22 protein-coding genes are annotated in these 21,062 nt (G+C 42.3%); 17 read left to right on the top strand and 5 right to left on the bottom strand.

Annotated elements, in window-relative coordinates:
* Positions 1–93 precede the first annotated feature (93 nt).
* Complete coding sequence (locus E0485_RS19505; RefSeq protein ID WP_132419762.1) at positions 94–552, bottom strand: Dps family protein; 459 nt, start codon at positions 550–552, stop codon at positions 94–96.
* Between the two features lie 299 nt (positions 553–851).
* On the opposite strand from E0485_RS19505, the gene E0485_RS19500 reads away from it, so the two are divergent.
* The 10 genes from E0485_RS19500 (at position 852) to E0485_RS19455 (ending at position 11,281) form a co-directional block, all read left to right on the top strand.
* Positions 852–1,175 carry a hypothetical protein gene (locus tag E0485_RS19500; RefSeq protein WP_132419746.1) on the top strand — a complete coding sequence of 108 codons (324 nt, stop codon included), beginning with the start codon at positions 852–854 and terminating at the stop codon, positions 1,173–1,175.
* 467 nt (positions 1,176–1,642) lie between these two features.
* Complete coding sequence (ilvB, locus tag E0485_RS19495; protein ID WP_132419745.1) at positions 1,643–3,388, top strand: biosynthetic-type acetolactate synthase large subunit; 1,746 nt, start codon at positions 1,643–1,645, stop codon at positions 3,386–3,388.
* Positions 3,389–3,390: 2 nt separating this feature from the next.
* Positions 3,391–3,879, top strand: a complete 489-nt coding sequence (gene ilvN / locus E0485_RS19490; RefSeq protein WP_132419761.1) for an acetolactate synthase small subunit — start codon at positions 3,391–3,393, stop codon at positions 3,877–3,879.
* A gap of 195 nt (positions 3,880–4,074) precedes the next feature.
* Positions 4,075–5,052 carry a ketol-acid reductoisomerase gene (gene ilvC, locus E0485_RS19485; RefSeq protein WP_132419760.1) on the top strand — a complete coding sequence of 326 codons (978 nt, stop codon included), beginning with the start codon at positions 4,075–4,077 and terminating at the stop codon, positions 5,050–5,052.
* A gap of 112 nt (positions 5,053–5,164) precedes the next feature.
* Positions 5,165–6,712, top strand: coding sequence for a 2-isopropylmalate synthase (locus tag E0485_RS19480; RefSeq protein WP_132419744.1), 1,548 nt, complete (start codon positions 5,165–5,167; stop codon positions 6,710–6,712).
* A gap of 109 nt (positions 6,713–6,821) precedes the next feature.
* Positions 6,822–8,024, top strand: coding sequence for an aminotransferase-like domain-containing protein (locus E0485_RS19475; protein ID WP_132419743.1), 1,203 nt, complete (start codon positions 6,822–6,824; stop codon positions 8,022–8,024).
* Positions 8,025–8,296: 272 nt separating this feature from the next.
* Positions 8,297–8,743 (top strand): spore coat protein GerQ, encoded by a 447-nt coding sequence (gene gerQ / locus E0485_RS19470; protein WP_407944863.1) that lies wholly within the window; start codon positions 8,297–8,299, stop codon positions 8,741–8,743.
* 175 nt (positions 8,744–8,918) lie between these two features.
* Positions 8,919–9,998, top strand: a complete 1,080-nt coding sequence (leuB, locus tag E0485_RS19465; protein WP_132419742.1) for a 3-isopropylmalate dehydrogenase — start codon at positions 8,919–8,921, stop codon at positions 9,996–9,998.
* A 119-nt stretch (positions 9,999–10,117) separates the two neighbouring features.
* Positions 10,118–10,666 (top strand): peroxiredoxin, encoded by a 549-nt coding sequence (locus E0485_RS19460; protein WP_132419741.1) that lies wholly within the window; start codon positions 10,118–10,120, stop codon positions 10,664–10,666.
* A 186-nt stretch (positions 10,667–10,852) separates the two neighbouring features.
* Positions 10,853–11,281 (top strand): hypothetical protein, encoded by a 429-nt coding sequence (locus tag E0485_RS19455; protein WP_132419740.1) that lies wholly within the window; start codon positions 10,853–10,855, stop codon positions 11,279–11,281.
* A 70-nt stretch (positions 11,282–11,351) separates the two neighbouring features.
* Here E0485_RS19455 and rsgA read toward each other — a convergent pair whose 3' ends face one another.
* Entirely contained in the window at positions 11,352–12,431 is a 1,080-nt protein-coding gene (gene rsgA, locus E0485_RS19450) for a ribosome small subunit-dependent GTPase A (protein WP_132419739.1), read from the bottom strand.
* A gap of 271 nt (positions 12,432–12,702) precedes the next feature.
* On the opposite strand from rsgA, the gene E0485_RS19445 reads away from it, so the two are divergent.
* Together E0485_RS19445 and E0485_RS25725 are read left to right on the top strand one after the other, a co-directional pair.
* On the top strand, positions 12,703–13,446 hold the full coding sequence (locus E0485_RS19445) for an RNA polymerase subunit sigma (RefSeq protein ID WP_132419738.1): 744 nt from the start codon (positions 12,703–12,705) through the stop codon (positions 13,444–13,446).
* On the top strand, positions 13,443–14,582 hold the full coding sequence (locus E0485_RS25725; RefSeq protein WP_132419737.1) for an anti-sigma-I factor RsgI family protein: 1,140 nt from the start codon (positions 13,443–13,445) through the stop codon (positions 14,580–14,582). Before E0485_RS19445 ends, E0485_RS25725 begins: the two co-directional genes overlap by 4 nt.
* Before the next feature lie 66 nt (positions 14,583–14,648).
* Here the strand turns inward: E0485_RS25725 and E0485_RS19435 are convergent, their stop codons facing one another.
* A complete protein-coding gene (locus E0485_RS19435) occupies positions 14,649–15,212 on the bottom strand; it encodes a hypothetical protein (RefSeq protein WP_132419736.1) in 564 nt (187 codons plus the stop codon).
* A 141-nt stretch (positions 15,213–15,353) separates the two neighbouring features.
* Here E0485_RS19435 and E0485_RS25570 point away from each other — a divergent pair, with 141 nt between their 5' ends.
* Genes E0485_RS25570 through E0485_RS19420 form a run of 4 tightly spaced genes read left to right on the top strand, consistent with a single transcriptional unit; the run spans position 15,354 to position 18,103 of the window.
* Positions 15,354–16,241 (top strand): MFS transporter, encoded by an 888-nt coding sequence (locus E0485_RS25570; protein WP_235857638.1) that lies wholly within the window; start codon positions 15,354–15,356, stop codon positions 16,239–16,241.
* Positions 16,123–16,617, top strand: a complete 495-nt coding sequence (locus E0485_RS25565; protein WP_235857643.1) for an MFS transporter — start codon at positions 16,123–16,125, stop codon at positions 16,615–16,617. Before E0485_RS25570 ends, E0485_RS25565 begins: the two co-directional genes overlap by 119 nt.
* A 24-nt stretch (positions 16,618–16,641) precedes the next feature.
* On the top strand, positions 16,642–17,598 hold the full coding sequence (locus E0485_RS19425) for a thymidylate synthase (protein WP_132419735.1): 957 nt from the start codon (positions 16,642–16,644) through the stop codon (positions 17,596–17,598).
* Between the two features lie 19 nt (positions 17,599–17,617).
* On the top strand, positions 17,618–18,103 hold the full coding sequence (locus tag E0485_RS19420) for a dihydrofolate reductase (protein ID WP_132419734.1): 486 nt from the start codon (positions 17,618–17,620) through the stop codon (positions 18,101–18,103).
* A 75-nt stretch (positions 18,104–18,178) separates the two neighbouring features.
* Here E0485_RS19420 and E0485_RS19415 read toward each other — a convergent pair whose 3' ends face one another.
* Complete coding sequence (locus tag E0485_RS19415; protein WP_132419733.1) at positions 18,179–18,856, bottom strand: response regulator; 678 nt, start codon at positions 18,854–18,856, stop codon at positions 18,179–18,181.
* A gap of 6 nt (positions 18,857–18,862) precedes the next feature.
* The gene (locus E0485_RS19410; protein ID WP_132419732.1) at positions 18,863–19,660 is read right to left on the bottom strand and encodes a sensor histidine kinase; all 798 of its coding nucleotides are present in this window, start codon (positions 19,658–19,660) and stop codon (positions 18,863–18,865) included.
* A 173-nt stretch (positions 19,661–19,833) separates the two neighbouring features.
* Between E0485_RS19410 and E0485_RS19405 the strand changes: the two genes are divergently transcribed.
* Positions 19,834–21,039: a copper resistance D family protein gene (locus E0485_RS19405; RefSeq protein WP_132419731.1), complete on the top strand. Its 1,206-nt coding sequence runs from the start codon at positions 19,834–19,836 to the stop codon at positions 21,037–21,039.
* The last annotated feature ends 23 nt before the right edge of the window (positions 21,040–21,062 follow it).

Here is a 21,062-nt window from a genome sequence, read left to right as displayed (position 1 = left end):
GGAAAGCTTTTTTGGTATTCTAGAATTTATATCATTCGTGTCAAAAAACGCACCGTCCTTAGAGGCGGTGCGTTTCTTCTTGCTATCTGATGACTATCCCAAGAAGGCTTCGAGCATCCATACATGCTTGTCTAGTCCACTTAGAATGCCGAGAAGCATATCAGATGTCGCTTCATCTTCAGCAGCTCCAGCAATCTCCATGCCTTCTTTTAGCTCTTGCATGATCGTTTTGAAATCATTTACGATTGCAGTGACCATTTGATTGGCATTCTCGTTGTAGGCTGCTTCTTTGATGGAAGCAAGCTTTAGATATTCAGCCATTGTTGCAGCGGGCTTGCCTTTGATCGCTAGCAGTCTCTCTGCAAGCTCATCCACATGTTCGCCGGCCTCTTGATATAATTCTTCAAATTTAGCATGAAGGGTGAAAAAATGATTTCCTTTGACATACCAATGGAAATTGTGCAATTTGGTGTAAAGTAATTGCCAGTTAGCGATTTGCGTATTCAATACCTGTTCCAAAGTTTTGCTTGTTGTAGTGATTGTCATATCCATCATCCTCTTTTCATGTTATTTTGGGTATGGGTAGGGCTTATCCCATTTTTGAGCACTGCAGATTATCTTCCTCTTATGTTCTGTCGGTGCCGTAAGTTCTAACCATTTATTCTTGAAAAATAAATTAGTTAGATTAATATTAAATTTAGACTTAATCTAAATCTATAATTCCATATTATCATATAAATTTAAGGGAATCATGAAGATTTGATGAAATTATTTTGATTAAATGATTTACGGATTTGGATTTATATGATAGTTTATTTGTAAGAAAAATGTAACAATTTGGAGGAATGAGAATGGGATCTGCACGTGTAATGAAATGGGTAACAGGAGCGATGGAGGCGTTTTTAGGAATTCCGCTAATTGGGGGAGCGTTTATTATTTCGCTTAGCTGGACACCGTTATTCATTATGTTTATCTTGCATATTATTACGCTTGTATTAAGCGCGAAGGAGAATAACGCGAAAGCAGGCAGCATCTTGGGGATTATTACTTCTGTTATCGGATGGATACCTGTTGTAGGGATGTTCATGCATATTGCATCGGCAATTGTCTTAATGATTACAGCTGCCAAGAAGGATAATCACTATCCTAATTACAACAATCACTATGGTGCATAATCGTTGGTTCAATTCATTTATATTTTGAAACTTTAAATAATAGTATTGACTATACTGAGTGCCGCGAATATAATATTCTTTAAATCACAGCCAAGTGAACAATCGTAATCGGCTATGAAGAGGACGAAGTGATAAGGGCTCTTATGCTCAGAGAGTGATGGATTAGCTGAAACCATTGCCTTAAACCCTTACAACGAGCTCACCTCGGAGCCATTTTCCTGAAAAGAAGATCTTATCTCAGATCAACCTATTAGGGAGAATCGGATTAGCACACGTTAAAGTGCTTAGGTTTGAATCAACTCAAACCTGCTGAGTTTAGGTGTTGTGAGACACTTAATAAAGCTGGGTGGTACCACGGAAGCTTATCCCTTTCGTCCCGTTACACACATATCGTGTGTCTACGGGATGAAAGGGTTTTTTAGTATTCTAGAACTTAACTCGATTTATTATTTGAGAGGAGGATTCACATGAACGTTGACACAGCACCACACAAATCAACAGAGATATTATTGGAAAAATGGAAACAGCCAGAATTAATTACAGGTTCAGAAATTTTATTACGTTCTTTAGTTTTGGAGGGTGTTGATTGCGTCTTTGGTTATCCAGGCGGAGCAGTTCTTTACATTTACGACGCGCTTTATGGCTTCTCAGACTTTAAGCATTTGTTGACACGACATGAACAAGGCGCAATTCATGCAGCTGATGGTTATGCCAGATCAACAGGAAAGGTCGGCGTTTGCATCGCAACATCAGGTCCGGGGGCAACTAACCTAGTCACTGGTATTGCGACAGCTTACATGGATTCCGTACCACTCGTTATCATAACTGGGAACGTTGCGACAACATTGATCGGAACGGATGCTTTCCAAGAAGCGGACATCACAGGTATTACAATGCCGATTACAAAGCACAGCTATCTTGTTCGCGATGTGAATGAGCTGCCAAGAGTTATCCACGAAGCCTTCCATATTGCGAATACCGGACGGAAAGGTCCAGTACTCATTGATATTCCGAAGGATGTATCGGCACAGAAGGCGATGTTTGAACCTGTTAATGAAGTGAATCTTCGCGGATACAACCCTACGGTTAATCCGAATAAGCTGCAGGTGGATCGCTTAATCAAAGCGATCGAGAAAGCTGAACGTCCAGTCATCATTGCTGGTGGCGGGGTTGTATATGCTGATGCAAGCGAGCAATTGATTGAATTTGTAAACAAAACACAAATTCCAGTAACGACAACCTTCCTTGGTCTAAGCGGCTTCCCAAGTGGGCACGAACTATGGCTCGGAATGCCGGGTATGCACGGCACATATACAGCGAATATGGCGATACAGGATGCTGACCTGCTGATTTCCATTGGTTCCAGATTTGATGATCGCGTTACGATGAAACTGGAAGGATTTGCGCCTAAAGCGAAAATCATTGCACATATCGATGTAGATCCGGCAGAGATCGGTAAGAATGTTCACACGGATATTCCTGTAGTTGGTGATGTAAAGGCTGTTCTAAGTTATGCGAACACCAAAGCGACGCCAGCTAATTCAGCAAAGTGGATTAAAACAGTGCAAACGAACAAAGCGGAATTCCCACTTGCATATGAAGATTCAGAGGAAGAGCTTAAGCCGCAATACGTTATTCAAATGATCAATGATACCACTAAAGGCGAAGCGATCATTACAACGGATGTAGGCCAACATCAAATGTGGACTGCGCAATACTATCGATTCCAAAATCCACGTTCGTTCGTTTCCTCTGGTGGTCTAGGTACGATGGGCTTTGGTTTCCCTTCAGCGATCGGTGCTCAGATGGGGAATCCCGACAAGCTGGTTGTATCCATCAATGGTGATGGCGGCATGCAAATGTGTGCGCAAGAATTAGCGATCTGTGCGATCAACAATATTCCAGTCAAAGTTGTGATCATTAACAATCAAGTGCTTGGAATGGTAAGACAATGGCAAGAGATCATTTATGATAATCGCTACAGCCATATTGATTTGGCAGGCAGTCCTGACTTTGTCAAGCTAGCAGAAGCATATGGTGTTAAGGGACTAAGAGCAACGAATAAAGAGGAAGCACAGCAAAAATGGCAGGAAGCACTTGATACACCGGGACCAGTCGTTATTGAATTCGTTGTTCGGAAGAATGAGAATGTGTACCCAATGGTTACACAAGGCTGCACACTTAGTGAGATGTTATTGGGGGATGAGAAATGATGATGATACGTCGACATACAATATCCATTCTTGTTAATAATCAGCCAGGTGTTTTGCAGCGTGTATCAGGGCTATTTGGCCGCAGAGGGTTTAACATTGAAAGCATTACAGTAGGTGAATCAGAAGAAACAGGTCTATCACGGATGGTCATTGTAACCCAAGGTGATGACAAGAATCTGGAGCAGATCTCTAAACAGCTATATAAATTAATTGATGTCATTAAAGTTGTTGATCTAAGCTCCAATCCAATGGTTTCTCGTGAGCTTGCCTTAATCAAGGTCAATGCAGAGCCGACGATGCGACCAGAGATTCTGAGTGTAATCGAGACTTTCCGTGCTTCAGTAGTCGATATCGGTCCAGCTTCCCTGATCGTTCAGGTTGTTGGAGATCCGGAGAAAATTGATGCGATGGTGGAGCTTCTTACTCCATATGGCATCAGAGAGTTATCACGAACTGGCGTTACAGCGATGATTCGTGGTTCAGTTCGCTAGAATCAATTTATAATGAAGACTCTTGAACGGGTCTTTGAACGGAACATACAGCTGATAAAAGTACAAATGATTGTACTTTTGGAATGATTACAATCTAGTAATGTAATGCGGTAATCCGTTGAAATGCCCGCTCAAGGGTCGTTAAATAAAATCATACTGTTTTATACTTTGAGGAGGAATTATACAATGGCAAAAATGTACTATGAAAAAGACGCAGATCTAGCAATTTTGAAAGGCAAAACAATTGCAATTATCGGTTATGGTTCACAAGGACATGCGCAAGCGCAAAACCTTCGTGATAGCGGGTTAAATGTAGTAATTGGTCTTCGCCCTGGTAAGTCCTGGACGACAGCTGAGAATGATGGTTTTGAAGTGCTTACAGTTGATGAGGCAACTCGTCGCGCTGATGTTGTACAAATTCTAATGCCTGATGAAGCGCAAGCTAGAATCTATAAAGAAATGATTGAGCCTAACCTTAAAAAAGGCGCGGCAATTATGTTCTCCCACGGTTTCAATGTAAACTTTGGACAGATCGTTCCATCTGCTGATCTTGACGTATTCATGATCGCTCCTAAATCACCAGGACATATGGTTCGTCGTACTTATGTTGAAGGCTTTGGTGTTCCAGCGCTTATCGCTGTTGAACAAGATGCTACTGGCAACGCATATGCACTTGGTCTTGCTTATGCGAAGGGTATCGGTTCCACTCGTGCGGGTGTAATCGAAACTACATTCCGTGAAGAGACAGAGACTGATTTGTTCGGTGAACAAGCTGTTCTTTGCGGTGGTACAAGCGAGCTAGTTAAAGCTGGTTTTGAAACTTTGATCGAAGCTGGCTACCAACCAGAAATCGCATACTTCGAGTGCTTACATGAGCTTAAGCTAATCGTTGACATGATGTATGAAGGCGGCTTATCCAGCATGCGCAGCTCGATCTCCAATACAGCTGAGTATGGTGATTATGTAACGGGTCCTCGTATTATCACAGAAGAAACGAAGAAAGAAATGAAGCAAGTTCTTACTGATATTCAAGAAGGTAAATTTGCTCGCAACTTCATCCTTGAACAAACAAATGGAGCTTTCCTACATTCTAAGCGTCGCAAAGAGTCCGAGCATCCGCTTGAAACAGTTGGCGCAGGTCTTCGCGATATGATGCATTGGATTAAGAAATAAGCCATTCTAATATTCTATTTTAGATAACAAGGATTACTCAGGAGGAAATGGGTTTGCTACGGTAAATGGCGAATTCATTTCCTCTGATTTTACAGATATAGGAGGTGTCAGCATGAGGAAAATCTATATATTCGATACAACCCTTAGAGATGGAGAGCAATCTCCAGGTGTTAACCTTAATGTGCATGAGAAGGTGGAGATTGGCTTACAACTCGAGAAGCTTGGTATTGACCGAATTGAAGCAGGCTTCCCTGCAGCCTCGGCTGGTGACTTGGAGAGCGTAGCTGCTGTCGCACAAGCTGTGCGAAATGCAACGATTGTTGCTCTTGCCCGTTCGAACGAGAAGGACATCGATGCAGCTCGCGAAGCATTAAAGCAGAGTCAGGATGCATGCTTGCATATTTTTCTAGCCACTTCTCCTATTCATAGACAGCACAAGCTGCGTATGAGTAAGGAACAGGTACTTGAAACAGCAGAAGCAGCGATTAAATATGGACGGCGCTATTTTGACAAGTTGGAATTCTCATTAGAGGATGCTGGTCGTACTGAGCTGGATTTCATCTGCCAAGTAACGGATATGGCGATTCGTGCTGGCGCAACAGTCGTTAATTTACCAGATACAGTCGGCTATTTATCGCCATTTGAGTATGGTAATATTTTTAAAACAGTGAAAGAAACCGTTCCTGATGCGTATAAAATTCAGCTTAGCGCTCATTGTCATGATGATCTTGGAATGGCTACGGTTAATGCGCTTGCAGCCATTATGGGCGGAGCGGATCAAGTGGAAGGGACAATCAATGGAATTGGAGAGCGCGCGGGGAACACTGCGCTTGAAGAGGTTGCGCTTGCACTTGAGACGAGATCAGAATTCTTTGGTGCCAAAACCTCGCTTGTGCTCAATGAGATTGCACGGACTTCACGCTTAGTCAGCAAGTTAACTGGAATGGTCGTTCCTGGCAATAAAGCGATAGTTGGTGCAAATGCCTTCGCGCATGAATCAGGCATTCATCAAGATGGTATGCTGAAAGAAAAGACGACTTATGAGATTATGACCCCTGAGACAATCGGGCTTAAAGAGAGCAAGCTGGTACTTGGCAAGCATTCGGGACGTCATGCATTCCGTGAAAAACTAATTGATCTAGGGTATTCATTATCAGATGAGCAAGTGAATGCCGCTTTTAAGAAGTTCAAGGATCTTGCGGATAAGAAGAAGGATGTTGTTGACGAGGATCTTCGTGTTATAGTGGAAGAGAAGCTGATTACAACACCTGAGGTTTATGTGCTTGACGCATTCCAAATTTCTTACGGAACACAGTCTGTGCCTACGGCAACGGTTCGCATTCAGTCCGAGGATGGGCAAATCATTGAAGAAGCTGCAATCGGCAACGGTTCAGTTGATTCGATCTTTAAAGCGATTGATAAAGCGACGGGTGAAGAAATCGAACTCGAAGATTATACGATTAAGTCGATTTCACATGGCAAGGATGCGCTTGGCGAGGTTCATCTTGTTATGCGTCAAGGTGAGATTTCCGTACAAGGCCGCGGCGTATCAACAGATATTCTGGAAGCAAGCGCGAAGGCGTATGTTCATGCGATTAATCGACTAATTGATAAGCGTAAATCGGTGAATCATAATCGGAACAATATGGTTTTGAGCTAGGCTTTATTTCTTCTTGGCAATTTCTTTGTTATAGTTATTAAGCACCTCACACTCGTAAATAGCGGGGAGGGGTGCTTTTTCCAAATTAGTTCTGGAGGCGTGTTTATTTATGGAATATCAATTTTCCAAATCATTAGATGGATTTAAATCCTCTGCAGTACGTGAGATTCTTAAATTAACACAAGGTAAATCGATTATATCATTTGCAGGCGGCTTGCCTGCGGAAGAGTTTTTTCCGCTAGATGCAGTTAAAGATGCAGTTGAAAGAGTCATGGCTTCAGGTAAATCTGCGCTGCAGTATGGATTGACAGAAGGATATACTCCGCTAAGACAAAGCATTTGCAATTGGATGGAGCAGAAGGGAATTCATGTAACGCCTAATGAGATGCTGATTACAACGGGTTCTCAGCAAGCGATTGATTTGCTAACAAGGGTATATATTGATCAAGATGATGTTATTCTTGTGGAACGTCCAACATACTTAGCAGCTATTCAAGTATTCCAATCACGTGGCGCGCGAATCATTTCGGTTGATGGTGATCAAGACGGTATGGATCTTGATGATCTGAAAGCGAAGGTAGCCGAGTATAAGCCTAAAATGGTTTATGTCATCCCAACCTTCTCTAATCCAACGGGTAAAGTGTGGAATTTGGAGCGTCGTAAAGGATTACTGTCTATTTGTCGTGAAGCGAATATACTTATTCTTGAAGATGATCCATATGGCGAGTTGAAATTTGGAGACACGGAAGTGTACCCATCTATTTTCTCGCTAGATGAGCATCCGCATAATTCTTGTGTCGTTTATACAAGCACCTTCTCCAAGACTGTTGCACCAGCACTTCGTACAGGTTGGGTAATGGGTGATCCTCAAATTATCGGGAATATGACTCGCGCGAAGCAGGCGGCTGACTTGCATTCCTCGACGCTGGATCAGCAAACGTTGCATCAGCTGCTTGAGCACTTTGATCTACAAGGTCATATTCAGCTTATACGCAAGCATTATGAAGAGCGTATGCGTTTAATGGCAGAACTGCTTGCCGAGTACAATTGGCCAGGCGTAACATGGAACGAGCCTAAGGGAGGCATGTTCTTCTGGGTTGAGTTGCCAGAGTCAATCGATACGACTGAGCTTATGAAAGTTGCTGTTGAGAATGGTGTTGCTTTTGTACCGGGGGTTTCGTTCTATGCAGATCGTCCGAAGAATAACACCATGCGATTAAATTATACTTTTGCAGACAATGAGACAATGAGACTGGGTATGGAACGACTCAATCGTGCAATTACTTCCGCGTTAGAGAAAACAAATGCATAAGCTATATACAAAGATGCCGTGCTCTCCTCTTCTATGAGGGGGGTACGGCATTTTATTTTGAATCAAGCCACGCTTCAAAATGTTGTCACCCTCTGGGCTACTGGGCAATATGATGTTGATATGGGTATATGACCATTGTTTCTTCAGTCCTACTGGTGAGGATTGCCCAACTGTGTTCAATACGTATTAGGAATTATGAGGAGGATACTTAAGTGATGAATTATCCTGTTAGACCTGCTATGAGTAATCCTGGCATGCAGCAAGGCATGGGGATGCCGTCAGGAATGCAGCCAGGGATGCATTGGGGATCTTGGAATCCTGGCATGCACCAAGGAATGGGTATGCAGTCAGGAATGCAACCAGGCATGCAGATGCCACCGAATCTCACATCAAGCGGAAATATGATGACGCCTCCGGGAAATATCTCTCAACTGCCCCTAGAACAGTCATTTATTGAGAATATTCTGCGTCAGAACCTAGGTAAGATGGGCACTTTCTATTATACCTATGAAAATAATAAAGAATGGAACGCTAAAATTTTCAAAGGTGTTATTGAAGCAGCGGGTCGAGATCATTTGATTATCAGTGACCCGAATACAGGGATGAGATATCTGCTCTTAATGGTCAATTTTGATTATGCGACTTTCGAAGAACCGCTTAATTATACGTATCCTTATCCCGGAGTTATTGGCAATCCTCCTCCTAAAAAACCTCGATAACACAAGTGATATACGCTTCATTACCTGCTGGATGCAGATAGTGGAGCGTTTGTTCATGTCTTACCCTTGCACCGTTATAGTTATAGCCTATAAATTCAATAGCTTTTATATCTTTGTGCTAACAGGTGATCTATGCTACAACTGAGTTAAGAGAATTTACTAAGGAGTGGGGATCATGTCAAAAACAAAAAAAATTGCAGTCATTTCTGGAGATGGAATTGGACCTGAGGTCGTTGCGGAAGCCATCAAAGTAATGAAGCGTTCAGAAGAAATGTTCGGACTATCATTTGAATTTGAACATGGATTATTTGGCGGAATTGCAATTGATGAGAAGGGAACGCCGTTGCCGCAAGAGACACTTGATATGTGTCAAAAAGCTGACGCGGTACTGCTTGGAGCTGTCGGCGGTCCTAAGTGGGACAATAATCCACAAGCAACTCGTCCTGAAACTGGACTTCTTGGCATACGTAAAGCATTGAACTTGTATGCGAATATTCGTCCTGCTTTTATCTTTGATTGCCTCAAAGAAGCTTCAACGCTTAAACCAGAAGTTCTTGAAGGCACAGATCTTCTTGTCGTTCGTGAATTAACAGGCGGTATTTATTTCGGAGATAAATTCCGTCGTGAAACAGAGCAAGGTCAAGAAGCAGTAGATACTTGCGTATATAATGTAATGGAAATCGAGCGAATTGCGCGTCAAGCATTCGAAATTGCTAGAACTCGCAGTAAGAAAGTAGCTTCAGTAGATAAAGCGAACGTTCTTGAAACTTCCCGTTTATGGCGTGAGACTGTCGTTCGTGTAGCAGCTGATTATCCAGATGTTGAGCTTGAGCATGTGTTAGTCGATAATTGTGCAATGCAATTGCTCCGCAGACCATCCTCATTTGACGTGATCGTAACGGAGAATATGTTCGGCGATATTATCAGCGATGAAGCAGCGATGCTGACAGGTTCGATCGGTATGCTATCTTCCGCTTCATTAGGTGACGGAGCATTCGGTTTGTACGAGCCTGTTCACGGTTCAGCGCCTGATATTGCAGGAAAAGGTATCGCGAATCCAATCGCAACGATAATGTCAGTAGCGCTAATGTATCGGTTAACATTCGGCTACCATGAAGCAGCGGATTGCATCGATAACGCAGTGAAAGAAGTGCTTGATGCTGGACACCGTACAGCAGACATCGCAGTTGATAAGAGTAAAGCAATTAGCACAACAGCTATGGGTGAACTTATTCTTGCAGCTATGAAAAAATAGATAGAAAACTTATAGTATATTAACTATTAGATTATAATTATTATAATCTTGACATTGCTATAGTCGAATGGTAGGATTTTTTGTAGAGAATATAATTAATCCTGAGGAGGAAATTCAATATGGTACAACGTCTTGTAGGTAAACAAGCTCCAGACTTCACAATGGAGACGGCAGCAGGAAGTGGTAAGGACTTTGGTAAAGTATCTTTATCAGACTACAAAGGCAAATGGCTAGTATTTTTCTTCTATCCACTAGACTTCACATTTGTATGCCCAACTGAGATTACAGCTTTGAGCTATGCAGCTGATACATTTAAAGAAATGAACTGTGAAATTCTTGGGGTTTCTACTGATAGCATTCACTCCCACCGTGCATGGATCAACACACCAATTGACCAAAACGGTCTTGGACAATTGAACTTCCCACTTGCTTCTGACCTTACGAAGAAGGTTGCTAGCGACTATGGCGTTCTAATTGAAGAAGAAGGTGTAGCGCTTCGTGGACTATTCATCATTAACCCAGAAGGCGAACTTAAATATCAAGTCGTTAACCACAACGATGTTGGTCGTTCCGTTGACGAAACAATCCGCGTACTAGAAGCTCTTCAATCCGGTGGTCTATGCCCAATGAACTGGAAAAAAGGCGACAAAACTTTAGTAGCGAAATAAGTTGATCCTATATAAGACAAGCTCCTTGTCCGTATTATTACGGCAAGGAGCTTTTTTTCGGTTAATTATTTTATTTTATTCACTTGATAAAAAGGTAATTTGTATTTGAATCTCGAATACATTGTCTCAAGGTTGTATAATTGCTGCATGAACTCTTTGAGATCCTATTTTGGGAGGGTGGATAGCATGAGCTTTTGTTGCGGAGCCAGCATGATTGGAACAAAGGGAACACTTAAGCATTTTCGAACACAGATTAATAATGTACCGATCGTGTTCTGCCCCGTTTGTCATCGAGTTGAAGTGCATTATTTGGTTGAACAGGAATATGAGTTGTTGGCGGAGTTTGCACATGATGATGGTGCGACAGAGATTGATTTTATCCAATATATTGAGGAAAACACAGAGCTAGAGCTGTTTGAGAATTGTGTAAACCATGATGAGGAAGATCCACTTCAAGTTGTGAAGTATCAGATTGATATGGCACTGGATTTGTTAGCCATTGCCAAGGGATTGCATGATGAGGAATGGATCGAGCAATTGAAGAAACGGTTAACTATGCTAAGTTCTAGACGTAGTAAGCTTACCAAGCGGAAATCAACGAGGGGCTCACGTTAATAATGGGAATATTAGAATGAAGAGGCAGCTCCAACGTCGTTAAGACGAAGGAGACTGCCTCTTTTGTTACTTATTCTATCGTGTATTTTTCACGAACACTCTTCGTGACTTTCTTTGATTTTTTCTTTTCTGCTATTCGTGCATGATGATTTTCTTTGCGTAATATATATTTGAGCTCGCGCTGGAGCTTTACATAGCTATCATAGCGTCTGGCGTCCAATTCCCCTGAATGAATTGCAGCCTTAACGGCACATCCAGGCTCATTCTTATGTGTGCAATCATCAAATCGGCACTGCTTCGTAAATTCCTCGACGTCGTCGAAAGCTGTTTGTATACCCGCTTCACTGTCCCAGAGACCAAGTTCTCTCATCCCTGGTGTATCAATGATGAGACCACCTTGCTTTAAGGCGATAAGCTCACGATGTGTAGTTGTATGACGACCACGGTCATCTCCTTCACGTGCAGCTCGAACCTCCATAACCGTTTCACCAATTAATCGATTTACGATAGAAGATTTGCCAACACCTGATGAGCCAAGTAGAGCGGAGGTATGCCCTTCTTCGAGAAAGGGCTGTAATTGGTCAAGTCCTTCATTCTGAAGGCTTGAGATAACAAGGATCGGGACACCAATTGCAATATTTTCAATTTGGGCTATTTTATGCTCGATATCCGTACAGAGATCTGCTTTGCTAAGTAGAATAACGGGATTGGCCCCGCTTTCCCAGGTAAGAATAAGATATCGCTCTATACGCCCAATATTAAAGTCATTGTTAAGTGCATTCACAATAAACACGGTATCAATATTAGCAGCTACAATTTGCTCATCGACTAATTGACCTGCGATTTTACGCGAGAACTTCGTTTTGCGTGGAAGGATAGTGTGAATAATAGCCTTTCCTTCATCGATTCTTGGGCTAATCATAACCCAATCCCCAACTGCAGGATAATCGTTGCGACCATCTGCTTGAAACCGCATTTTGCCTGTGATTTCTGCATGCAGCTCGCCTTGTTCGGTTAATACGCGATATAATTGTTTCTGTTCGGATGCAACCCGTGCTGGGATTAAACCGTCTTTATAGTATGGTGCTGCTTGCTCTTGATAAGTCTCGTTCCAACCTAGTGATGTTAAATTCAAATAGAATTCCTCCATTATTAATTGATGTGTTAAGTGTTTGATAGGATTTCATGAATTTAGTATTGTACATATAACATCACTCCTTTGACCAAATAGATTTAAATTTCAATTTTTTCGGAAAATACGCTTGCTTTATAAAGAAGGCTAAGCGGATTCCCCTTGCCACATGCATGATATTAACATTAATTTAAGGAAAAAGCGATAGTCATATGGAGTCTATGTTATAATTATTCGGAAAAACATTGTTTGGCACATAGGATTATACATAATAGATGAGGTGACATGATTGTTACTTATTGGAATGAAACGTATTGTAGGGAATAACAAATCAGGCCTCCCGAATGATTCTCGAACCAATTTGCCAGAGCAAGTTGTTGCACAGATTCAGGCAGGTAATCACAAGCTACGAAATATATTTATTGCCGAGAATCAGCAGTTTGTGGCTGCATTCGCTGGACAGTTCTATAAACGTCATATTAATCCAGCGATCGATGACGAATTTACGATTGCTCTTTCCGCTTTTGATGAAGCGATTAATTTGTACAATTCCCAAATGAATTGGTCTTTTCTCGATTTTGCCAAGTCGGTTATGCAGAAGCGCATGACGGAATATAAGAGCACGGGTGCTGATTTTTTTGTAGAGTCTTTCTCGCAGGGGAAGAGTTATGATAAACAAAGTGGAATTGAAGAGCGTCAAAGTGAGATCGCTGATCTTCGTGAGGTTCTACATGATTTTGGAATTGAATTTGAAGATTTAGTTGCTGAATCCCCTGAGGATGAGGAGTTATGCTTTGAACTGCTTACGGCAGCCAAAGAATTAGGTGCTAACGCAGAATTGATGAGACAATTGCTCAAAACTCGCAAGCTTCCAATCAAGGAATTAGCAGTAAGATCTGGTATTTCACGCAAAATACTAGGACAACATAAGAATTATGTCACGATTATCGCTATTCTCGGACATGGACCATTCCCTAACTTGCGCACATATTTGGAGCTGGTTTCTACTAGAGAGAGAAGGGGAAAGCTATGAATAATCGGGGTATCGTTCTAGAAATTCAGGACAAGCAGATTATTGTTCTGCGATCAACAGGTCAAATTGATAGGATTCCTCGTGGCAAACGGATTTGCGAGATCGGCGAAGAAATTGTGTATGTATTGCAGCCGAAATCATCGATCAAAGGTCTTATTATCGCTATTGTTGGTTTAACTGCTGCACTTACTGCTTGCTTCTTTTTCATATTGAAATTAGCGGGTGTAACCTCTACTGATGAAGTGATTGCTTATGTATCATTAGATGTCAAACCAAGTATTGAAATGGGTATTGATGAGAATGAGATTGTACATGAGCTTCGAATGATTAATAATGGTGATGACAAATGGATCGAAGACATCAAATATAAAGATCAAACGCTTGAGAACGTTACAGCAGCTATACTGGATAAAGCCGAAAAGGGAGCATTCTCAGGACATGAAGGTGAAATCATCATTGCTTCATCCACCAAAATTGAGAATGCGAGTATTAGTGATGTTGTCATTCAGACGAAAATGAAGGAACAAGTGACGAAGCATTTGCAACAGACGCATCCGAATCAATTCAATAATTTTATTGTATTGTCGATTGCAGTGCCTGATGAGCTTCGAAGAATGGGTAGTGTTCAAGGTTTATCAATGGGCCAATATGCCGTTTATTTAAAATCCAAATCAGAAGGTGAAGACCTGACCTTCGAGGAAATTAAGGCAAGTACGCTTCGAGAGTTTGATGCCAAAATCAAAGGCTTCATTACGATGCTCACATCGGATCAAGCGCTTAGTAAAGCAGCCTTAAGTGAATTGCTGCAGGATGAGAAGGCAGGCAAATTAGATGAGGATCTGGCTAATAGGGAAGCGACGCCTACTTCCCAAACCAAATCCAGCACCAAGCCAGAAGCAACACCTAAACCATCTGGAGGAGCATCAACGGGTACGCCTAAGCCAAGCATCAAGCCAACGCAGACACCAACAGGAACTGCCAAGCCGACTCCGAAGTCAGGGAGTACGAATAAACCCGAGACTTCCAATCATCCTAGCCAAACACCGAAACCAGAAAAAACGCCTAAACCGACTGCTAAACCAACGCCTAAGCCAAGTCAATCGTCAGAGCCAAGTGATGAGCCTTCAGTTGGATAACCAGAAGAAACGGTACGAAAAGAATCCCGTTAATGAGCCATTGCTCGATTAACGGGATTCGCTATTTTAGGCTTGCATATTTGGAGCAGGAGCAGCAGCTTTTTTGCTGACTCTGCGTTTGTTTGTGATCGTTGTAATGTCGGATACGCGAATCGCTAAACGATTTACTTCATCTGTCGTATAGGATAAATAGTCGACTCGCTGTGCTAAGTTGGATAATGTGATGCCGATCCAGCCTCGTCTCTTCGGGTGAAGCGTGAAATCATGCCTTAGGACTGTAAGTGTGGCAGCATTGTGATCCAGATGATCTTTGGATACTTTGGATACTTTGCCGAGCGTGAAATAGAGAATATTCTTGTCCCAATCGATATAACCATTCTTGAACGTAATAATCAGCAAATCTGATTCTGCCGATTGCTTACTTTCTACTATATATAAATCTACTTTCTCTGAATCCTTTCCCGATTGAATCCATTGTGAAGCGCGCGTATTAGGAAGCAGAGCGACTATAAGAATCGGACATGCGCTAGCAACGTAGATGAAAACGATGGACTCATAAATAAAGGCAAGTGAACAGATAACTAAGAAAGAGATAATGGATAAAGTTAGTGCCCAAAATTTATTTTTCACAATGCATGAACCCTCCTGACATGATAGAATAGATTCCGAAGATGAACGGAAATCTAGACTGTTCATAATTTTACCACAAGATGGCTTCTGTTTGTAGATTTAGATTAAATAGTAGGGTATTGGGTAGAGGAGAAAGACACCATGTATGTTAACAAGCAAGTACCTATGTTAACCCCCAAAAACTATAACACCAGGCGAGGCCTGCGTGTTCTTGTATTGGAAGGTATGGCAGCGACTGTCGTTCTACAGCTGCTTGCAGGTCCATTTCAAACAGGCTATTTGCTTCATTTGGGCGCAACCTCCGGTCAGATCGGATTAGTGCTCGCTATTACTACTTTTGTTAACATCCTACAGGTATTTGCCGCTTACTGGATGCAGAAAAGCATGAAGAGCCGTAAGCCGTGGCTCGTAATTTTTGCCTCCGTGCAGCGATATTTGTGGGTTCTGTGCGGAATCATTCCGTTTGTCCTGCCGCAAATATGGTGGGTATCTGCTTACATTATTCTATACACAACTGCCTTTGCTTCAAATGCTTACGCTGCGGTTATTTGGACGACGCTAGCAGGCGATATGGTTCCTGCATCGATTCGAGGTCGTTTCTTCGGTATTCGGAATACCATCATTGGTGCTTGGGCTATTGTCGTTGTATTCTTAGGGGGGCAAATATTAAAATGGTATCCAGGAGGGCAAGGGTATAGCATTTTATTTGTGATATGTGGGATATTCGCTGTGCTCAATATGATCGCTTTCTTATACTATCCGAATATCCCTCTGGTCAAGTCGACTGAATCCAATTTTGTGCCAATGATCAAGAAACCGTTCCATGATCGCCTTTTTATAAAGGCTATTCTATTCTTGGCTTCTTGGTTTTATTCAGGGGACTACAGTACCGTTATTCTCTTATGTCATGCTGAATGTACTGCATGTCAGCATCGACGTTGTTTCCCTCATTACGGTGATCCAAATGATCGTGACGATGGTCGCCTATTATTTTTGGGGGAACCTGAATGCCAAATATTCAACGCGTAAAGTTCTATATTGGACTTTACCTTTTATAGCAATAGCATGTCTGAGTTGGGTTGGTCTGCTTGTATTGCCTGTCTATGCGGTGCTTATTATGGTACATTTCTTCTTAGGAATTGGATTAGGTGGATTCAACCAGCTTGTATTTAATTTTATTATTGGGGATACACCTAAGAGTGAACGTCCCATGTTCATTGCAGTATATTCTGCTTTGACTGGTTTTGCGGCATTCTTAGGACCACTTGTTGGCGGCTGGCTCTATGGGCTTGTCAGCGATGCGCCTATGTGGGTGCAATCGTTCGGCATTGCGGTTACAGCTGGGGCAGTCCTATTGATGCTGGCGTTTACGTATGGACGTATTATTTTTAACATTAAACAATAAATAATTGATGGAGTGTATGCTGGAATGGTGAGTAATGAGCAGGCTTATTTAGATTTATGTCGAATGATAATTGAAACTGGCACAGTGAAGGAAGATCGCACTGGAACAGGTACGATTAGTATATTTGGTCATCAAATGAGATTTGATTTGAGCAAAGGTTTTCCTCTGCTGACAACGAAGCGGGTTCCTTTTAAACTGATTGCGAGCGAGCTTCTCTGGTTCATTAAGGGAGATACGAATATTAAATATTTGCTTGAGAACAACAATAATATTTGGAATGAATGGGCGTTCAAAAGATGGATCGAGAGCAAGGAATATGAAGGTCCAGACATGACAAACTTTGGTCTTCGATCATTGGAAGATGAGGCGTTCAGCGTTCAGTATGAGCAGCAACTCGATAAGTTTAAGAAGCTAATATTGGAAAATGAAGAATTCGCACAGACTTATGGTGAACTAGGGGATGTGTATGGCAAACAATGGAGAGCGTGGAAAACGACGACAGGTGAGTTCATCGATCAGTTGCAGCAGATCATTGAGATGATCAAGACGAATCCTTCGTCCAGACGATTAATCGTATCTGCGTGGAATCCAGAAGATGTGCCAACGATGGCGCTGCCGCCATGTCACACGCTGTTTCAATTCAACGTTTCTGACGGGAAGCTGTCCTGTCAGTTATATCAACGAAGCGGGGATGTCTTCCTAGGCGTACCTTTCAACATTGCGAGTTATGCCCTCTTAACGCATCTGATTGCGAAAGAATGTAACCTGGAAGTGGGCGAATTCATTCATACGTTAGGTGATGCGCATATTTATTCCAATCACATTGATCAGGTTCGCACGCAACTGAGCCGTGAGCCAAGAGAATTCCCTCAGCTCATCATTAGTGATGAAGTGCAGAATGTGTTCGAATGCGAAATGAAGCATCTGGCGATTGAAAATTATAATCCACATCCGACGATTAAAGCGCCTATTGCAGTTTAAAAGGGAGGTTAGATACAAGATGAGCATTTCATATATTGTAGCAATGGACCGCAATCGCGTCATCGGTAAGGATAATCGTCTGCCATGGCGATTGCCTGCAGACCTTAAGTTCTTCAAACAAACAACGATGGGACATCCGATTGTTATGGGTCGCAAAACCTATGAATCGATTGGGAAGCCGCTGCCAGGGCGATTGAATATCATTATGACGCAGAATCGTGATTATCAAGCTGCAGGCTGCGAAATCGTATATTCGGTAGAGGAATTGCTGAAATTCTCCAAGCAGGGAGAAGTATTCGTAACGGGTGGATCGGAGCTATTCCGACTGTTCATGCCACATGTAGATCGGATGTATATTACAGAGATCGAACATGAATTTGCCGGCGATACCTGGTTCCCAGTCTTTAGTAAGGACGAATGGCAATTGACTTCAAGTGAGCAAGGAATTCAGAATGAGGAGAATCCCTATACGTATTTCTTCAATGTCTATGATCGGATAAAGTAGAGTAATAAGATAAGAAGCAGTAGTTAAGATAGACTAAGGGTCTACTTATCTGCTGCTTTTTTGTATGTACAACTATCATGCTTGTGTTAATTCATGCGTGTAGGCATAGGCGGTAAGCTGTACACGATTTTCTAGTTGAAGCTTCTCCAAAATATTCTTCATATGATTCTTTACCGTATTCTCGGAAATAAGCAGCTTTTCAGCTATCTGACGATTATTATCGCCAATCGCTACTAACCGAACGATTTCACGTTCTCTTGTTGTAAGAACAGCAGCTGGCGCACCAAATGCAGTAGAAGTTGTAGCGTTCTGCTCACGGCGAACGGAGCGGAATCGCTGAAACATAGAATCTGCCATTTGTCTGGCTACCTCAGAATTGTCATCAATTAGCGCATGGAGATAAGATAACCATTCGTCGGGGTCCATGTTTTTGAGGAGATAGCCTTGGGCACCAACCTGAAGCGCAGTGAATAAGTCGGCTACATCATCAGATACGGTTAGCATAATAATCCGAATATGCGGATGCTGTTGTTTAAGTTGTTTGGCGGCTTCAAGTCCGTTCATGGGCGACATATTAATATCCATTAAAACAAGATCAGGCAGCAATTGATCGCTTAATCGAATCGCTTCTAGACCATTATGGGCCTCGCCTATGACTTGAAAAGTATCATCAGCTGCGAGTAAAGAACGCACAGCCTTGCGGGCCAAGTGATGATCGTCAACAATCAGAACGCGATAAGGTTGCTGATTCATTGTTCATTACCTCCTTATGTCAGTGTACATATGGAGCTTCGTTCCACCTTCGACCGCTGTGGTGAGCTCCCACTTTGCACCTAATTCTTGTGCGCGATTGCGCATCATGGCGATGCCGTATTGTTTGGTAGTGTCATGCTTGGGCTGGATACCGATCCCATTATCGATAATGGTTAAGCTCCATCCCTCTGCGATAGCTTGAAACGTGATAGTTGCCTTAGTTGCTTTCGAGTGCTTGCGAATATTCGTAAAGGCTTCTTGTATGATGCCGAAGAGCTGTGTTTCCTCCGAAGTATGGAATTCTCGTTCATTGATCTGTATGGTGCTTGTAATGGCGACACCAGTCAGTAGACGCCAGTCCTGCAGCCATTGCAGGATTCGGTTGGAGAAGGAGACGGCATTCTCGGGTGATGTTCGCAAATTGAAGATCGCTTGTCTGAGATTGTTATCTATTTCAGAGACAGCCTCTCGTGCTTCATCGATTTGTCCTTGTTTTAATTTGACATTGAGAAAAAATAACGTTTGAGCCAGATCATCATGCAGCTCTCTTGCGAGGCGCTCTCTTTCTTCATATACGGCACGCATTGCCTGTTCCTGCACGAGCTCCTGATTAGATTGTTCAACGTTCTTGAACATCCAGGTACCTACCAAATAGGAAAGGATGAGTGTAAGCAGTGTAATATAGAAATTCCCTGCCTCCATGGATAAATAATCAAGTAGGAATTCATGGCGAAAATATTCAAATCCCCCGATTAAAAGCGGAGGAAGCAAAATCGTGATCAATTTATACTTGCGCATGGACATGAACACAAGACTCCTTTCAGTATGGCCCTCTGCAGTTTTTGTACCATAAGAACTTGTGCTTGGCAAGGCTTGTCATAACATTTTGCCAATTCGTCAACACTTCTTCTCTTGTGGGAAACATTTTTTGCTAGAATAAAGGAAGTGGGGTTTGAATATGGAGGTGTCTGTAAGACATGAGTTTGCATCAATTTTCAGCAGATATGAGCACATCGTTGCTGTTTCAATTTGCGTCAAGAGGGTTATGGTATTTGATCGTTCTCATACTTGCCGGAGGGCTGTTATGGACAGCATTCTTTAAAACAGGAGATACAGCTAGAGCATCTATTGCACGCGTGACGAGCAATTTGCAGCTCTTTCAGCTATTCGCGCTTGTCCTTATGATTCTAACACATCTTGAAGAGCTGCTAGATGGCGGAGGAATGGATGAGCTGGCGAATATTTTCTTAACAACGAATGTTGGTATTGGTTGGTTGGTACTCCTAGTGTTGTCTATTATAGGGATTGTTGCACTTGCACGGATTCCTTGGTTGAACGTTATTTGGGCAATTGCCTTCTTATTAGTCTCAAGCATGTACGGACATTCGGCGACTGACAATCCAGCGTGGATAACGATGCTTCTCGGATTTATTCACCTAGCATGCGCAGCTTTATTACTAGGTGGACTACTGTTCGGGTTATATATAAGACGTCGGCAGGCTGACCGATTCGCAACATGGATACATAACTATGTAAGGATTGCGATCACCTCTATTCTAGTGATGACAATCACGGGGATTATCTCCACACTAATCTTGCTGCCAAGTATGGATTATTTGCTTCGTACACAGTGGGGGATCCTGCTGCTCGTAAAAGCTGGATTGACGCTTATTATGCTTGTTCTGTTGATTATGGTTTGGGCAAAAGAGCGCCGCAGACAAAATCAATCAGTTGCTGGGCTGCTTAAACTGAATGTGACTTTAGGCGTTGTCATCACATTAATTGTAGGATGTATCACTTACATGTCACCTACGCCTACGAATAAGCCGCTGTTTTGGCATGAAATGGGTGAAACTGTGCATATGTCTGTTCGGGTTAATCCACTATTTGTTGGACCTAATACATTCCGCGCCAAAATATGGGCATCAGAGAAAGAAGAAGCGCCTGCAAAAGTCGTTATGCAGTTGTATAGCTTGGATCGTCAGAATGAGGCGCCAATTGAGATTGCTCTATCGCCATATAAGGATAATAAGAAGGAAGCTGATTTTGAAGGCTTTAAAGAATATGATTATCAAGCGGAGGATCAGAAGCTGCCTTACAGTGGCAATTGGAAGCTTGAAGTGCATGTGAAGCGTTCCACAGGCGATGAGGTCAAATACGAGAAAACCTTCAAGCTTAATTAGTAGGAGAGTAGGATGCAACCCAA

The organism is Paenibacillus albiflavus (genome assembly GCF_004344915.1).
In the GTDB taxonomy this organism is placed as follows: Bacteria; Bacillota; Bacilli; order Paenibacillales; family NBRC-103111; genus Paenibacillus_AM; species Paenibacillus_AM albiflavus.
This window is presented reverse-complemented; position numbering and strand designations above follow the sequence as displayed.

What these genes read in the sequence shown, in the direction of transcription:
- E0485_RS19505 (WP_132419762.1), bottom strand. Translation starts at nt 552, where the DNA reads ATGGATATGACAATCACTACAACAAGCAAAACTTTGGAACAGGTATTG.
- E0485_RS19500 (WP_132419746.1), top strand. Translation starts at nt 852, where the DNA reads ATGGGATCTGCACGTGTAATGAAATGGGTAACAGGAGCGATGGAGGCG.
- ilvB (WP_132419745.1), top strand. Translation starts at nt 1,643, where the DNA reads ATGAACGTTGACACAGCACCACACAAATCAACAGAGATATTATTGGAA.
- ilvN (WP_132419761.1), top strand. Translation starts at nt 3,391, where the DNA reads ATGATACGTCGACATACAATATCCATTCTTGTTAATAATCAGCCAGGT.
- ilvC (WP_132419760.1), top strand. Translation starts at nt 4,075, where the DNA reads ATGTACTATGAAAAAGACGCAGATCTAGCAATTTTGAAAGGCAAAACA.
- E0485_RS19480 (WP_132419744.1), top strand. Translation starts at nt 5,165, where the DNA reads ATGAGGAAAATCTATATATTCGATACAACCCTTAGAGATGGAGAGCAA.
- E0485_RS19475 (WP_132419743.1), top strand. Translation starts at nt 6,822, where the DNA reads ATGGAATATCAATTTTCCAAATCATTAGATGGATTTAAATCCTCTGCA.
- gerQ (WP_407944863.1), top strand. Translation starts at nt 8,297, where the DNA reads ATGCCGTCAGGAATGCAGCCAGGGATGCATTGGGGATCTTGGAATCCT.
- leuB (WP_132419742.1), top strand. Translation starts at nt 8,919, where the DNA reads ATGTCAAAAACAAAAAAAATTGCAGTCATTTCTGGAGATGGAATTGGA.
- E0485_RS19460 (WP_132419741.1), top strand. Translation starts at nt 10,118, where the DNA reads ATGGTACAACGTCTTGTAGGTAAACAAGCTCCAGACTTCACAATGGAG.
- E0485_RS19455 (WP_132419740.1), top strand. Translation starts at nt 10,853, where the DNA reads ATGAGCTTTTGTTGCGGAGCCAGCATGATTGGAACAAAGGGAACACTT.
- rsgA (WP_132419739.1), bottom strand. Translation starts at nt 12,431, where the DNA reads ATGGAGGAATTCTATTTGAATTTAACATCACTAGGTTGGAACGAGACT.
- E0485_RS25725 (WP_132419737.1), top strand. Translation starts at nt 13,443, where the DNA reads ATGAATAATCGGGGTATCGTTCTAGAAATTCAGGACAAGCAGATTATT.
- E0485_RS25570 (WP_235857638.1), top strand. Translation starts at nt 15,354, where the DNA reads ATGTATGTTAACAAGCAAGTACCTATGTTAACCCCCAAAAACTATAAC.
- E0485_RS19425 (WP_132419735.1), top strand. Translation starts at nt 16,642, where the DNA reads ATGGTGAGTAATGAGCAGGCTTATTTAGATTTATGTCGAATGATAATT.
- E0485_RS19420 (WP_132419734.1), top strand. Translation starts at nt 17,618, where the DNA reads ATGAGCATTTCATATATTGTAGCAATGGACCGCAATCGCGTCATCGGT.
- E0485_RS19415 (WP_132419733.1), bottom strand. Translation starts at nt 18,856, where the DNA reads ATGAATCAGCAACCTTATCGCGTTCTGATTGTTGACGATCATCACTTG.
- E0485_RS19410 (WP_132419732.1), bottom strand. Translation starts at nt 19,660, where the DNA reads ATGTCCATGCGCAAGTATAAATTGATCACGATTTTGCTTCCTCCGCTT.
- E0485_RS19405 (WP_132419731.1), top strand. Translation starts at nt 19,834, where the DNA reads ATGAGTTTGCATCAATTTTCAGCAGATATGAGCACATCGTTGCTGTTT.